The organism is Nodosilinea sp. FACHB-131 (assembly GCF_014695395.1).
Lineage (GTDB): Bacteria > Cyanobacteriota > Cyanobacteriia > Phormidesmidales > Phormidesmidaceae > Nodosilinea.
In genome coordinates, this window is the sequence record NZ_JACJOF010000029.1 from 1 (window position 1) to 13,212 (window position 13,212).

Genomic DNA, 13,212 nt, shown 5'->3' on the forward strand with positions numbered 1-13,212 from the left:
TGGCGTCGATGACCTTCTGACGCAAATCAAGGCTGTAGGGTTTGGCCATTGCACTCCTCACCGTGAGACTCCCCTACTTAGTCTATGTCCTAACCACCTTGACCATAGCTATATTTTGCCGCCCGCATTGCCGCCATTCAGCAGCAGTTTAAGTACCCCCGCGAAGACGTGGTGTGGCTACGCGATCGCCTCACTCAAGCCGAAACCAAGCTAGAGCAGCTCACCACCCAGCTCAATATCGATGACCCCGCCTCCTGGGCCGCTACCGAGCAGCGCCAGCGCCAAGCCCTGCGGCAGGATCTCACCGTGCTCGCCACCGAAGTTACAACCCTGACTACGACCAACCAGGCGGAGCATCAGCGGTTAGCCTTGGAGGGGCAGCAGGCGATCGCCCAACTCAGCGCCGACGGCCAGCTTCTAGAGCACGTGCGCGAAATCATTCGGTTTTTTAAGGCAGCGTAATGGGATGCACTACTTTAAGAACGCGTGTTGAGAATTTTGGATTTTAGGGAGTTGCTTGATTCTAGGATGCTTTAATTGGTTCAAAGTGCAAAATTCAAAGTGCAAAAATAGGGACTTAATCCACAATTTTGAATTTTCAACTTTTCATTTTGCCTTCCTCCCCCCTCTCTTTAGCACTCACCACAATTTTCGACATTACCCTAACCAACTCCTCCGACTCATCAATCAACCCCTTCAACCTTGCCTCCGTCACCAAGTCCGTTGCCCCAGTAAGCGCAGCCAGTAACGAGTCTCCCTCAGCTCCTTCAACGCAATCTGCATCTTGTGAATAAAGTCCGCCCGACTCTGCGCTGGCTGGGCTTCTTCTACATTCGCCCCAATCGAGGTCCCCGGTCGAATCAATTGCTTTATCAAAGGTTGATTCACTCCTGCTGCACGGCTCAGCACCTGACAGAGCTTGACAATCCGCACCGCAAACTCCAGGGTTCGCTCTGTAACCGGCCTCGCCACCTGAATCATTTTGAACCTTTAATTTTGAACTTTGAACTCCACACCTTTGAATGCCCCCTAACCGCCCCCCGTCAACATTCGCTATAGTGGTTTTCCGAATTAACCGCGGCACATCATGCTAGACACTACCGACCTCAAGCGCGAGCTTGACGAGCTCACCAATCGCCTGGGTAAAACCCAGGAGTATCTTTGACATTCCTGCCCTCGAAGCCCGTATTCAAGACCTGGAGCAGGTTGCTGCCCAGCCCGAGTTTTGGGATGACCAGAGCAAGGCCCAAGACACCCTTCAAGAGCTGAGCGACTACAAGGCCAACCTCAGCCAGCTCACCGCCTGGCAAAGCAGTCTCGACGACACCGTCGCCATTCTTGAGCTACTGCAAGAAGACCAGGACGAATCTCTTTTTCAAGAAGCTCAGACCACCGTCACTAGCCTCAGCCAGGAGCTTGATCAGTGGGAGCTTCAGCAGTTGCTCTCTGGCCCCTACGATAAAAAAGGAGCTGTACTGACCCTCAACGCTGGGGCAGGCGGCACCGATGCCCAAGACTGGGCCGAGATGCTGCTGCGTATGTATACCCGCTGGGCTGAGCGCCAGGGTTACCAGGTGCACCTGGTAGAAATATCTGACGGCGAAGAGGCCGGGCTGAAGTCGGCCACCCTGGAAATTACTGGACGCTACGCCTACGGCTATCTCAAGTCTGAAAAAGGTACCCATCGCCTAGTGCGAATTTCACCGTTTAACGCCAACGGCAAGCGTCAAACCAGCTTTGCCGGGGTGGAGATTATGCCGATTCTCGATCAAAATATCGAGTTGGATATCCCCGAAAAAGACCTAGAAATCAAGACCTCGCGATCGGGCGGAGCCGGGGGGCAAAACGTCAACAAGGTGGAGACAGCGGTGCGCATTACCCACCTGCCTACGGGGATATCGGTGCGCTGCACCCAGGAGCGATCGCAGCTGCAAAACCGCGAAAAGGCCATGATCATCCTCAAGGCCAAGCTGCTGATTATTGCGCAAGAACAGCAGGCCAAGGCGATCGCCGAAATTCGCGGCGACATGGTCGAAGCCAGCTGGGGTGCTCAAATTCGCAACTATGTGTTTCACCCCTACCAACTGGTCAAAGACCTGCGCACCGGGGTTGAAACGACCGCCATTGAGGATGTGATGGCCGGGGAACTTGAAGCCTTTATTCAGGCCTATCTGCGCCAGGAGAATCAGGTGCTGCAAGAGCAGACGGTCTAGGGCATGGGGCAATCCACCACGTTATAGGCTGGTGCTTTAATGGGGTTTGCCCGTGATAGTCAAAATGCAACCCGGGGTTTAGCTGACTTTGCCCCGCCTTTGACCGCCCCAGCCATGCGATCGCCTAGCCACTGAAGTTAGCAATTGGGGCTACCCCTAACAGTTCTCCCCCGCTGCCCACGAAGAAAACCCGATACATTAAAGCTATCTAGCACTGCGACGTTCCTATGAGCCAAGAGCAACCTACCCTAGACCCGACGGCCACCCCTCAGCCCTCGCCAACCGCCTCCGCTGAAGCTCCCCCGAGCTTTGTCAAACTGGCCATGCGCAATATGGTGAAGAAGGGCGGCAAGTCACTGTTTCACTTCTCGCTGACCGTAACTGCTCTGCTGAGCCTGCTGGTAGGTCTAGCCTATCTAACCCGTTAACCATGGCTGCAACTCTTTCCCCCCTGCCCACCCTAGAGGTGGCCCTAGACCCAGAGCATCCCGAGGCTGAGGTGATATCTGCCGACGAGTGGGAGACCTGGTTCACTCAGTGGGGCCAGCAGATGGCCCTGGAGGGCTCACCGATTGGGGCTTATGAGCTATCGCTCAAGCTGACGACCGACGGGGCGATCACCGCCCTCAACCACCAGTTTCGCCAGCTCGACCAGCCCACTGACGTACTTTCCTTTGCCGCGCTCGAAACTGATTTTCCTCAAATAGACGAAATTTTAACGACAGAGCCACTTTATTTGGGCGACATTATTATTTCCCTAGACACCGCCGCTCGCCAGGCGGCAGAAGCAGGCCACTCCCTGCGCTGGGAGACAGCCTGGCTAGCCGCCCACGGATTTTTGCATCTGCTGGGCTGGGATCACCCTGATGACCCTAGCCTGGTGGAAATGCTAGACAAGCAAAGCGAATTGCTCACCGCCGCTGGGTTAAAGTCTGAAGAAGTAGGCTAAATTAGCCCTGATTCGTTCCCCACGGTACGGTATAGGGGCATATCGCCCAATGGCTTCTATCAGTAGTTATCTATGACCCTCTACAGCGAAAAACCTGAGACGGTGGTGTCGGTGCCCGAGGCTAACCTCAGCCCGGTAGACCGCTCGCTTTCCTGGAAAGTAGCCACCAATCTGCTTGTGAGTTTCAGGTATGCCTGGCAGGGGGTAGCCTACGCCTTTCGCACCCAGCGCAACTTTCGCATTCACGTGGTGGTCGGTAGCTTTGCGGTCAGCTTGGCGATCGCCCTCAGCCTCGCCCCGGTAGAGCTGGCGGTCATTATCCTCACCTGCGGCATCGTGCTCACCATGGAGCTAGTCAACACCGCTCTAGAGTCGGTGGTCGATCTCACCGTCGAGCAGACCTATCACGAACTCGCTAAGATCGCCAAAGACTGCGCCGCTGCCGCCGTGCTGATTTCGGCGTTGATTTCGGTGTCGGTGGCCGCCTGCCTGCTGCTGCCGCCGCTGTGGCAGTTCCTGCAACCCCAGTTTTTTTAGTCTCAGATTTCTAAACCCCACTCTGCCTGCGCCCATGATTTTGGTCATCGACAACTACGACAGCTTTACCTACAACCTGGTGCAATACCTGGGCGAACTGGGGGCCGAGCTACTGGTGGCCAGTGATCTGCGTGTGTTTCGCAATGACGAAATTACCGTGAATGAGATCACAGCGCTCAAGCCCGACGGTATCGTCATCTCCCCCGGCCCCGGTACCCCCAATGACTCGGGAGTCTCTTTAGAAATCATCGAAAAGCTTGGCCCTACCCTGCCTATCCTCGGTGTATGTCTGGGCCACCAGAGCATTGGCCAAGTATTTGGCGGCAACGTAGTGCGCGCCGCCGAACTCATGCACGGCAAAACCTCTCCCGTCTTCCACACTGGCCAGGGCGTATTTGCCGGTCTAGAGAATCCTTTTCTGGCTACCCGCTACCATAGCCTGGTGATCGATCGCTCCACCTGCCCCGAAGCACTCGAAATCACTGCCTGGGTCGAAGATGGCACCATTATGGGCGTGCAGCACCGCGACTACCCGCACCTGCAAGGGGTGCAGTTTCACCCCGAGAGCATTCTCACCGAGTCGGGCCTGCAAATTCTGCGAAATTTTTTGATGACTTTGCCTGTACCTGTTGCAGCTTAGTGAAGGGTACCGGGCTTCGACTCTACTCGAAAATAGAATTACAGCTTTTCTAGAGTTCTCAGCTATGAGCCTCGCCAAAAGCAAAGTCTACTGGATAACTTAAGATATTGAAGCGTTGCCCGACAACCAGTGGATTTGCTACAAAAACATTAGCAGAGAGCTTTTTGTAACTAGGTCGCCCTACGGCAAACTGTTAATAAATGGTGGGCAGTGCCCACCCTACACGAGGGGGTCAGCTATGGCGCAATCACCCATTACTACCAGTCCCCTAGAGGCATTCTTAACCCAGAGCGATATCGACGGCTCCCCGGCCTGGGAATTTATCCATGGGCAAGCCCAGCAGAAACCCATGCCCAATTTGTTTCACTCGCGTCTGCAACGCAACCTAGTTAACGCCATTAACGCTCAAACAAGCGTCTATGAAGCAATTCAAGAACTGCGCTGCATTGTGCCACCGCTATCGCCTGTACCCGATATTGTGGTTGTAGGCAGTGACCGTCTACCTGAGGCAGACGGCCCCTTACAGGGGGCACCAGATTGGTTAATCGAAATCCGCTCCTCAAATCAAAGCACGTTAGAATTGCAGTCTAAAATTTTGCACTGCCTAGCCCACGGTACTCAACTGGCTTGATTAATTGACATTCAGCGGCAGCAAATTTGGGTGTGGCAAGGAGCAGAGCTACCGATTATCTATGCTGGCCTTGATCTGCTGCCAACGTTGGCGACGCTAGAGGGGTTCACGGTAGACGCTGTTATAGCACTGTCGCAGCGGCGTTAGGTGAGCTGAATATTCGCGCATATAGCGGCTTGAGGCCGTGCGTCAGGAACTAAGAGTAGTAGAATACGAACAAGTTATTAACGTTTGTAACAGATCTCTCAGGAGTCAAGCATGGGCCGGAAGCAGGCGATCGTGATTGGGGCTGGGGTAGGCGGGCTATCCATGGGCATTCGCCTGCAAAGTCTGGGGTTTGACACCACTATCGTCGAGGCGTTAGATGCCCCTGGCGGTCGGGCTTACGTGCGCCGTGAGCAGGGCTTTACCTTTGACATGGGGCCAACGGTAATCACGGTGCCTCACTTTATTGAAGAGCTGTTTTCGCTGGAGCGCGATCGCGCCGACCTCACCACCGAAGACTTCCCCTCCACCATCGTCGACGAGAATAAGCGCATTAAAGAAGGGGTTTCGGGCGGCCCCAACACCAGCCGCTACGTGCAGATCGTTCCCATTCTGCCCTTCTACCGCATCTATTTCGACGATGGCACCTTCTTCGACTACGACGGCGACGAAGCCCACACCCGCGAGCAAATTTTGGCCCTGGGCGAACCGGGCGACCTAGAGGGCTATGAGCGCTTCCATGAGCAGTCGCGAGCCATTTTTGAGCGGGGCTTTTTAGAGCTGGGCTACACCCACTTTGGCGATGTCGGCACCATGCTCAAGGTCGCCCCCGACCTGCTCAAGCTCGATGCGGTGCGCAACCTGTTCCGCTTTAGCAGCCGCTACTTTAAGAGCGACAAGCTGCGGCAGGTGTTCACCTTTGAGCCGCTGCTAGTGGGCGGCAACCCCCTGTCGGTGCCCGCTATCTACGCCATGATTCATTTTGTTGAAAAAACCTGGGGCATTCATTTTGCCATGGGCGGCACCGGGGCGCTGGTGCAGGGCTTTGTGAAAAAGTTTGAGGATTTGGGCGGCAAGATTAGGTACAACGCCCCGGTCAGCAAAATTAACGTCACCCGCAAGGACGGCAAGAAGGTAGCCACGGGCGTCACCCTGGGCGATGGCTTGACGATGACTGCCGATGTCGTGGTTTCTAACGCCGACTGGGCCACCACCTACGGCAAGCTGATCGAGCCTCAGTACCGCTTCTGGAACAGCGACCTGCGGGTGAAGGTCTCCCAGCAGTCAATGTCGGTGTTTGTGATCTACTTTGGCTTCAAAGCTGACGGCAACGAAACCGAGAAGCTGCGTCACCACACCATCATCCTCGGCCCCCGCTACGAAGAGCTGCTAAAGGATATCTTTGGCCGCAAGATTTTCCCGAAGGATTTTTCCCAGTACCTGCACCTACCTAGCCTGACCGATCCCTCCCTGGCTCCGCCCGGACATCACGCGGCCTATACCCTGCTGCCGATGCCTAATAACAAGTCTGGGATTGACTGGAACGAGATGGGCGATCGCCTGCGCGACATCGTCTTTGACTTCCTAGAAGAGCGCGGCTACCTACCCAACCTGAGAGAGCGGCTGGTTTGCCACAGCTACATTACCCCTGACTACTTTGAAAACACCCTTGATGCCTACGCGGGCAATGCCTTTGGCCTCGAACCCTTGCTGGTGCAGTCGGCCTTCTTCCGGCCCCACAACCGCAGCGAAGACATCAATGGTCTTTACCTAGTAGGTGCCGGTACCCAGCCTGGCGCAGGCACCCCCAGCGTGATGATGTCGGCCAAAATGACGGCACGGTTAGTGGCCGAAGACTACGGTGTGTCGGACGATATTGTCAGCGGTAAAGCCAGCCCCGAGCTGAGCGTCCGATAGCTCAGCGTTGATGTAGGGTGGGCACTGCCCACCAACCACTGCTACGGCATGCCTGTTTAATCGAGTTAACCAATACCGTCGCGGCCTACGGCTAAGGACTGTCCTGAGCTTGGGGCCGCACATGCCCCCTACGGGTGACTGGGCATAACCAACCTCAAAACCGCCAATTCAAGATTCAAAATTGGTATGTCCAGTTCTATTGCTGGCTCAAAATGAGGCAATAAACCGGCGGTTTGCGGTCTACACTAGGCTAGCCGAAGCTATACGTACTGTGTGGGAGTAAGAGTGTAATGAAACGGCGACAACTACTGGGTTATGCAGGGGCAGGGTTGGGAGCCACCCTAGGGTTAGGGCTAGCTGGCTCCGCAGCTCAGGCTCAGACCGCAGGCATTACGATCCGCAGCCTGGGCCATACGGCCTTTCTGTTTACTGGTGGCGGTCGGCGCATTTTGGTCAACCCCTTTCGCCCCATTGGCTGTACCGCTGGTTTTCCCTCCCCAGCTGTGCCCGCTGACCTGGTGATGATCAGTAGCCGCCTGTTTGACGAAGGTTATTTGGATGACCTTCCCGATGGCCCCCGTGTCCTCACCGACCCCGGCATCTACGACTTTGACAACCTGAGGGTACAGGGCATTCTTACCCCCCACGATCGCCAGGGTGGGCGGCGCTTCGGCAACAACATCGTGTGGAAATGGACCCAGGGCGGTGTCACCATTGTCCACATGGGCGGAGCCGCTGCACCGCTGGGGGTAGAGGAGCAGATTTTGCTGGGCCGCCCGGATATTATGCTGGTGCCTGTGGGCGGTGGTCCAAAGGCCTACACCGCTGCCGAGGCGGTGCAAGCCGTGCAGGTGTTGAAGCCTAAAATTGCGATTCCGACCCACTATTTGACGACTGTGGCTGGCGAAAGCTGCGAACTTTCGCCCGTGGACGAGTTTTTAAGTCTGATGCAGGGCACTCCGGTGACCCGAGCCGCCAGCGGTTCTTTGAGCCTGCGCCCCAGCGACCTGCCCACCCAGGGAACGCGTATTCAGGTTTATCAGTACCCTAGAGCGTAGGCTGCTATTAGGGACGTAGGGGTTTAAGGTATCAGGTATAGGGTGCAAGTCTTCCCCTGAGCCTTGTAACCTCAACCCTTCCACCTATCGACCCTTCTACCCATCGACCCTTCGCTATGACTTCCTCCTACGCCCACCGTCGTCAGCGTGCAATGGACCTCATTGGTGGCGGCACTGCCGTCTTTGCCAGTGCCCCACCGGCAGTGATGCACAACGACGTGGACTACCCCTTTCGCCAGGACAGCAATTTTTACTACCTGACGGGGTTTAACGAGCCGGGCGCGGTGGCCGTGCTGGCTCCCCACCACGACGAGCACAAGTTTGTGCTGTTTGTGCGGCCCAAGGATCCTGAAAAAGAAACCTGGTCGGGCTACCGCGTAGGGGTAGATCTGGCCAAGGAGCGCTTTGGGGCCGATCAGGTCTACCCCATTGCCGAGTTGGATGAGCACCTGCCCAAGTATTTAGAAAAGGCCGATTGCCTCTACTATCACTTTGGCCATGATCAAGCCTTAAATGACAGGGTGATGCGCCACTGGCAGCGGCTGCTGGCCACCTACTACAAGCGCGGCACTGGCCCAGTGGCAATCGAAGATGCCGCTCTGATGATGCAGACCTTGCGCCGGGTGAAGTCGGCCGAGGAGCTAGATTCGTTGAGAAGGGCGATCGCGATCGCCGCCAAAGCTCACAACTACGCCCGCGATATCACTCGCCCCGGTCGCTTTGAGTACGAAATCCAGGCGGAGATGGAGCACATCTTTCGTCTGGAGGGGGCGATGGGGCCAGCCTACGGCTCGATTGTGGCCTCGGGGGCCAACGCCTGCATTCTGCACTACGTCGAGAACAACTGCCAAATGCAGGAGGGCGACCTGCTGCTGATCGACGCGGGCTGCGCCTACGACTACTACAACGCAGACATCACCCGCACCTTTCCGGTGGGGGGGCGTTTTAGCGACGAGCAGCGGATTTTGTATGAGCTGGTGCTGGAGGCGCAGCTGCGGGCGATCGCCGCCGTCAAACCCGGTGCCCCCTTCAACGAGTTTCATGATGCCGCCACCCGCACTATCACCGAGGGGCTGGTGGAACTTGGCCTGCTGACGGGAAGCGTGGACACCCTGATCGAAGAGAAAAAGCACAAGGCCTTCTTTATGCACGGCACTGGCCACTTTTTGGGGTTAGACGTTCACGACGCAGGTATTTTGCGCAACCCCGACAAAACCTGGCGGCCCTTTGAGGTGGGCAACGTGGTCACCGTCGAGCCGGGGATCTACATTTCCCCCACCTATGAGCCGGTGGAGGGGCAGCCCCAGATCGACGATCGCTGGCGCGGCATCGGCATTCGCATTGAAGACGACGTGCTGGTGAACGAAACCGGCTGCGAGGTGCTGACCGCTGCGGTGCCCAAAGCATTAAAGGACATGGAACGTTGAGGAATTGGTGAAACCATGATCGGCACTCAATCAACCGCAAAAACGGTCTTTCTCCTAGTCTCCATGGTGGGTTGGCTGCTGGTGGGAGCCGCTCTGATGTATCTCTTTCCGGCGATCGCCGATGGGCTGGTGGGCAGCGATCTCACCCATTTGTGGATGACCAATCTCGCTCGCAGTGGCTACAACCCAACCCTGGGCTGGGTAGGCGGCGGCACAACCCTGGCGCTAACCATAACCGGCAACTGGGTGTGGTATCAGTACTTTGAGGGTAAACATTAGGACTACTGAATTAATTCACCCCCACAGGACTAAGAGCAGGGGAAAAGACCTTTACCCCAGCCCGCTAAACTGAGGAAAGACCTACCATCGGGGGGTGGGTTTGATAGGTGAGAAGATTTGCGAGTTGAGAGGAAGCTTATAGGGCGATCGCTCCTACATGGCGAGCTCACCCCCTACTACAAAGACCCCATAATAACGCCATCATCTCTGGGTCTGGAGTTCAAGGCGGTGCTGCTGTGGATTGAGCAGTTTGAGGACTGTTTTGCTGAAGATGAAGATGCCGATGGGCGATCGCCCGCTAGAAGACAGCTCTATGTCGTTTTGGAGTTTGTTGCAGGAATTTATTATTGCCTGGTCCGATAAACAGGCTGGCTATAGTGGGAAAGCTCGATGAGGGCTCACGGCTTTAGCAAGACTCAATGGCATATCCAAAACCCAATTCCCAGCCTCTGCAAATTCGCTTCATCTATCGACAGCAGCTCCACAGCAGTTTAGTTCTGGCGGCGGTGTTTGCTTCTCTGCTGGCTGGGTGTGACGGCTCGTCTACCCAATCGACCAGCAGCACCACTACCACTGACCAAAATGCCGATGAGGCAATTCCGGCGGTGTTTTACGAAACCACGGAGCAATGCGAAGCCGACATTACCCAACAGCAGCAAGAATATCAAGTCTTACTTAAGGCCCACCAGCAGAATCAACTGGCCCAGCCCCCCACTCCCCCGGTAATGCAGGTCGCAGACTGCGCACCACAGATGCAGGCCGCCCTGCAGGAACACGATCGCACCGCTCCGGTCTATTCCAGCCTGGCAGACTGCCAGGCCGATGGGGTGCAGTGCGAAACCACGCCCGCCAACGCGGAAACCAGTGGGTATCGGCCGGCCTATGGCGGCACCTACCTCTACCCCTACAGTTCCCCCAGCTTTGTCTATCTCAATTTTGGTGGCAGCAACCGCAGCGTCTATCAACCCCACACCGTCTTCCGCAGCAGTCAGCCGGGGCAGGTGGTTACCCCCTTCGGACGCACCGTTCCCCAAACCAGTCTAGGCCCCGTGTCGGTGCCGCGCCACACCAGTGTAGTTGCGCCCCAACGGCCCACGGGCACCGCCGCTAGGGGCACCATTACCGGCCGCAGCAGTCAGGGATTTGGCTCAACCTACAAAAGTACGGGTACCGGTGGAAAGTAATAGCTTATGAGACCCTTTAAGGTAGCTCGGCGGCGCAACTGGCGGGAGCACATCCAAGCCAACGCCTATCAAACTGAGGTATTGAGCGATCCAAAGCAGCAGTATTGGATAGAGGCCCTGCCCCAGCCCTTTGCCCTGCAGTTTGATACCCAGGAAGAAACTGCGATCGCAGCCGCCACCGAGCAACTGTGGCAGATGTGCGTAGAGTTTTTAGACTGGTTTTTTACCGACCACCAGCCGGGGGATGTAGATCAGCGTTTAGCCAGCTTGCAAATTCGTTCCGATTACTGGCCAGCGATTAAGGCTAGCTGGGACCGCACCGACCCAGTAGAAGACCTCTCCCTCTGCACTCGATTTGATCTGGTGGTCACCGAAGACGGTCAGATCAAACTGATCGAAATCAACGGTGAAACGCCGCTGCTGGGGGCAGAAACCATTTATCAGTGGAACTGGTTGGTCGATTACAAGCGCAACCACCAGACTGGCTCGTTCCCTCTGCCCAACGACGCCAGTCAGTTCAACGAGTTTTGGGACATGGTGGCTGGTCAATGGCGGCGCATTGCTGAAGCCTATAACCTGCGCCAAACGGGTATCTCCTTCCTGGTCGATGAGAACCTAGAGGAAGATCTAGAAATGGCCATGCAGCTGATCCAGATCCTTCACGACGAAGTGGATAGCGACATCTACACCCAAATTGTCTATTTGCGGGGCCTCCAAGACGAGCAGGGCCAGGAGGTGCAGCGAGGGCTCGGGCTAGATGAGGAAGGCTACTTCGTCGACCATGTTAACGATCGCATTCCAGTGCTCTGGAAAATCTACGACTGGTCCGACATTCAGAACGATATGGCCAACGCCCAAGCAACCTCTGCCCTGGCCCGTCGCCTCGAGGCTGGAGACGTAAAGGTGATTGAACCCCTCTGGAAGCAGGTGCTCTCCAATAAGGGGGCCATGGCCCTAATGTGGGACCAGTTCAAAGCCTCTGACTATCGCCCCTATTTGTTAGCAACCTACTTCGACAGCGATATTTCCCCCGAAGCCACAAAGCTGATGCTGGAGATGCACGTCAAGAAGCCCATGCTGGGGCTAGAGGGGGTGGGCACCTCAATTGAAACCGGGGTCGGTGAACTGGAAAAACGGGATACCCTGGGCTACGGCTCAGAGGGGTTTGTCATTCAAGACTATGTCGAACTCCCCCAGGCCTTTGGCTACCACTACATGGTCGGTAGCTGGGTCATCAACGGCGAGGCAGCGGGCATCATCCTGCGTGGAGACACCTCGCGCATCACAGGACGCCACTGCCTGATCATTCCTCACATTGTCTCCAATGATGGGCTCTATATTGCCGGTATTTAAGCTGAGACCGAGGGCAGGCTGTAGTCTTTTTACGGGTGAGGTCAATGATGGTGGCACGCAAGCCCAAACTGGGGCAAAACCATTGGGTTTTAGATCAAGTTCTCCCCCTCGATTACTCCATTCCAGAACAGTATTTTGCCCATGCCCCCGACGGGGTTTGGCAAAACTTTTGCAGCTTGCTCAGTCGAGATGTCTATTCAGAAGGAGATTCCCAGGCGCTGCACGACTATGTCATGTCGCGCCAGGCAGACATGTCGACAGACTTTTTAGCCATGCTGAGGCTCTGGCTAGCCGATGAACTTAAGCACTACGAAGCCCTGCGACGCACCTATCACAGCCTATCAGGGGTAAGTTTTGCCGACATGGATCGTTGCTTTTCAGAACGGGTTCATGACTTTGAACCGTTGCAAATCACCCTGCAAGACGAATTTACGCTGCTGGTGACGTTGATGTTCGATGAGATTGGCTCTGTCTATTCCTACCGACGAGACTTAGCCGAGTATTACCGACATTTTGGGCCAAACATTCAGAAGATCGGTCACCATCTGGTTAAAGACGAGGGCATGCATTTCAACAATGCGGCCGAACTGCTGTTAGCCCGTCATCGCGATCGGCTAGGGGAGGTTAAGACCTTTCTGGAGCAAATTTCCCAGCTAGAAGGTAGTTTAAAGACCTACTACAAAACTTTTTTTCTAGATCACGCTCAGGAGCAGTATCGATTTCCCAGGCACTTCAACCAGGTCATTATTCGCGTTATTTTGGCCCGCCTGGGATTGGGCCAGCAACCCACGTCAAAAGAACTGAAAAAACTCTGGCAGTGGGTACCAGAGGGGTATAGCTTGGTACCCATCTTTGACGCCGCAACCCGGCATCATACCGCTGCTGTCGTCGCTCTTCACTGACTCTGGCGGCAGATAATTTAGGGTATATTGCTAACAATGAGGTAGTTAGGACAGTTTTCTGAAGGCATCATCGACGGCATCCCAGAGGGTATCAAAGTCGCTGAGCGTTTTACGGAGATGCTGTTTTAACCGTGCCC

The 13,212-nt window shown here is 55.7% G+C and carries 15 protein-coding genes and 1 pseudogene; 15 read left to right on the forward strand and 1 reads right to left on the reverse strand.

Going from position 1 to position 13,212, the window contains the following annotated elements:
* Window positions 1-168: 168 nt before the first annotated feature.
* A complete protein-coding gene (locus H6F75_RS20605) occupies window positions 169-462 on the forward strand; it encodes a hypothetical protein (protein ID WP_190754333.1) in 294 nt (97 codons plus the stop codon).
* Window positions 463-711: 249 nt separating this feature from the next.
* Here H6F75_RS20605 and H6F75_RS28880 read toward each other — a convergent pair whose 3' ends face one another.
* Window positions 712-981, reverse strand: a complete 270-nt coding sequence (locus H6F75_RS28880; RefSeq protein WP_199304042.1) for a four helix bundle protein — start codon at window positions 979-981, stop codon at window positions 712-714.
* Window positions 982-1,087: 106 nt separating this feature from the next.
* On the opposite strand from H6F75_RS28880, the gene prfB reads away from it, so the two are divergent.
* The 14 genes and pseudogenes from prfB to H6F75_RS20680 all read left to right on the forward strand — a co-directional run bounded on the left by prfB (window position 1,088) and on the right by H6F75_RS20680 (window position 13,075).
* Window positions 1,088-2,213, forward strand: a protein-coding gene (gene prfB, locus H6F75_RS20615; protein ID WP_190754334.1) for a peptide chain release factor 2 whose coding sequence is annotated in 2 segments (ribosomal slippage) — window positions 1,088-1,162 and window positions 1,164-2,213 — 1,125 coding nt in all. Because the reading frame shifts where the segments join, the coding sequence is not laid out codon by codon here.
* Between the two features lie 227 nt (window positions 2,214-2,440).
* A complete protein-coding gene (locus H6F75_RS20620; protein WP_190754335.1) occupies window positions 2,441-2,641 on the forward strand; it encodes a DUF3285 domain-containing protein in 201 nt (66 codons plus the stop codon).
* Between the two features lie 2 nt (window positions 2,642-2,643).
* Window positions 2,644-3,162 (forward strand): rRNA maturation RNase YbeY, encoded by a 519-nt coding sequence (gene ybeY / locus H6F75_RS20625; RefSeq protein WP_190754336.1) that lies wholly within the window; start codon window positions 2,644-2,646, stop codon window positions 3,160-3,162.
* Between the two features lie 72 nt (window positions 3,163-3,234).
* Window positions 3,235-3,699, forward strand: coding sequence for a diacylglycerol kinase family protein (locus H6F75_RS20630; protein WP_190754337.1), 465 nt, complete (start codon window positions 3,235-3,237; stop codon window positions 3,697-3,699).
* 34 nt (window positions 3,700-3,733) lie between these two features.
* Window positions 3,734-4,339, forward strand: a complete 606-nt coding sequence (locus H6F75_RS20635) for an aminodeoxychorismate/anthranilate synthase component II (protein ID WP_190754338.1) — start codon at window positions 3,734-3,736, stop codon at window positions 4,337-4,339.
* Window positions 4,340-4,577: 238 nt separating this feature from the next.
* Window positions 4,578-5,117 (forward strand): annotated as a pseudogene (locus tag H6F75_RS20640) (Uma2 family endonuclease).
* A gap of 111 nt (window positions 5,118-5,228) precedes the next feature.
* Window positions 5,229-6,872 (forward strand): phytoene desaturase family protein, encoded by a 1,644-nt coding sequence (gene crtI / locus H6F75_RS20645; RefSeq protein ID WP_190754339.1) that lies wholly within the window; start codon window positions 5,229-5,231, stop codon window positions 6,870-6,872.
* 290 nt (window positions 6,873-7,162) lie between these two features.
* Window positions 7,163-7,930, forward strand: a complete 768-nt coding sequence (locus H6F75_RS20650; RefSeq protein ID WP_190754340.1) for an MBL fold metallo-hydrolase — start codon at window positions 7,163-7,165, stop codon at window positions 7,928-7,930.
* Window positions 7,931-8,046: 116 nt separating this feature from the next.
* Complete coding sequence (locus tag H6F75_RS20655) at window positions 8,047-9,357, forward strand: aminopeptidase P N-terminal domain-containing protein (RefSeq protein WP_190754341.1); 1,311 nt, start codon at window positions 8,047-8,049, stop codon at window positions 9,355-9,357.
* A 15-nt stretch (window positions 9,358-9,372) separates the two neighbouring features.
* Complete coding sequence (locus H6F75_RS20660; RefSeq protein WP_199304043.1) at window positions 9,373-9,636, forward strand: hypothetical protein; 264 nt, start codon at window positions 9,373-9,375, stop codon at window positions 9,634-9,636.
* Between the two features lie 117 nt (window positions 9,637-9,753).
* Window positions 9,754-9,999, forward strand: a complete 246-nt coding sequence (locus H6F75_RS20665) for a hypothetical protein (protein ID WP_190754342.1) — start codon at window positions 9,754-9,756, stop codon at window positions 9,997-9,999.
* Between the two features lie 56 nt (window positions 10,000-10,055).
* Window positions 10,056-10,820 (forward strand): DUF1190 domain-containing protein, encoded by a 765-nt coding sequence (locus tag H6F75_RS20670; protein WP_242020244.1) that lies wholly within the window; start codon window positions 10,056-10,058, stop codon window positions 10,818-10,820.
* A gap of 6 nt (window positions 10,821-10,826) precedes the next feature.
* Window positions 10,827-12,173 (forward strand): glutathionylspermidine synthase family protein, encoded by a 1,347-nt coding sequence (locus tag H6F75_RS20675; RefSeq protein ID WP_190754343.1) that lies wholly within the window; start codon window positions 10,827-10,829, stop codon window positions 12,171-12,173.
* Window positions 12,174-12,217: 44 nt separating this feature from the next.
* Window positions 12,218-13,075, forward strand: coding sequence for a hypothetical protein (locus H6F75_RS20680; protein WP_190754344.1), 858 nt, complete (start codon window positions 12,218-12,220; stop codon window positions 13,073-13,075).
* Window positions 13,076-13,212: the final 137 nt, after the last annotated feature.

What these genes read in the sequence shown, in the direction of transcription:
- H6F75_RS28880 (WP_199304042.1), bottom strand. Translation starts at nt 981, where the DNA reads ATGATTCAGGTGGCGAGGCCGGTTACAGAGCGAACCCTGGAGTTTGCG.
- H6F75_RS20620 (WP_190754335.1), top strand. Translation starts at nt 2,441, where the DNA reads ATGAGCCAAGAGCAACCTACCCTAGACCCGACGGCCACCCCTCAGCCC.
- ybeY (WP_190754336.1), top strand. Translation starts at nt 2,644, where the DNA reads ATGGCTGCAACTCTTTCCCCCCTGCCCACCCTAGAGGTGGCCCTAGAC.
- H6F75_RS20630 (WP_190754337.1), top strand. Translation starts at nt 3,235, where the DNA reads ATGACCCTCTACAGCGAAAAACCTGAGACGGTGGTGTCGGTGCCCGAG.
- H6F75_RS20635 (WP_190754338.1), top strand. Translation starts at nt 3,734, where the DNA reads ATGATTTTGGTCATCGACAACTACGACAGCTTTACCTACAACCTGGTG.
- crtI (WP_190754339.1), top strand. Translation starts at nt 5,229, where the DNA reads ATGGGCCGGAAGCAGGCGATCGTGATTGGGGCTGGGGTAGGCGGGCTA.
- H6F75_RS20650 (WP_190754340.1), top strand. Translation starts at nt 7,163, where the DNA reads ATGAAACGGCGACAACTACTGGGTTATGCAGGGGCAGGGTTGGGAGCC.
- H6F75_RS20655 (WP_190754341.1), top strand. Translation starts at nt 8,047, where the DNA reads ATGACTTCCTCCTACGCCCACCGTCGTCAGCGTGCAATGGACCTCATT.
- H6F75_RS20660 (WP_199304043.1), top strand. Translation starts at nt 9,373, where the DNA reads ATGATCGGCACTCAATCAACCGCAAAAACGGTCTTTCTCCTAGTCTCC.
- H6F75_RS20670 (WP_242020244.1), top strand. Translation starts at nt 10,056, where the DNA reads ATGGCATATCCAAAACCCAATTCCCAGCCTCTGCAAATTCGCTTCATC.
- H6F75_RS20675 (WP_190754343.1), top strand. Translation starts at nt 10,827, where the DNA reads ATGAGACCCTTTAAGGTAGCTCGGCGGCGCAACTGGCGGGAGCACATC.
- H6F75_RS20680 (WP_190754344.1), top strand. Translation starts at nt 12,218, where the DNA reads ATGATGGTGGCACGCAAGCCCAAACTGGGGCAAAACCATTGGGTTTTA.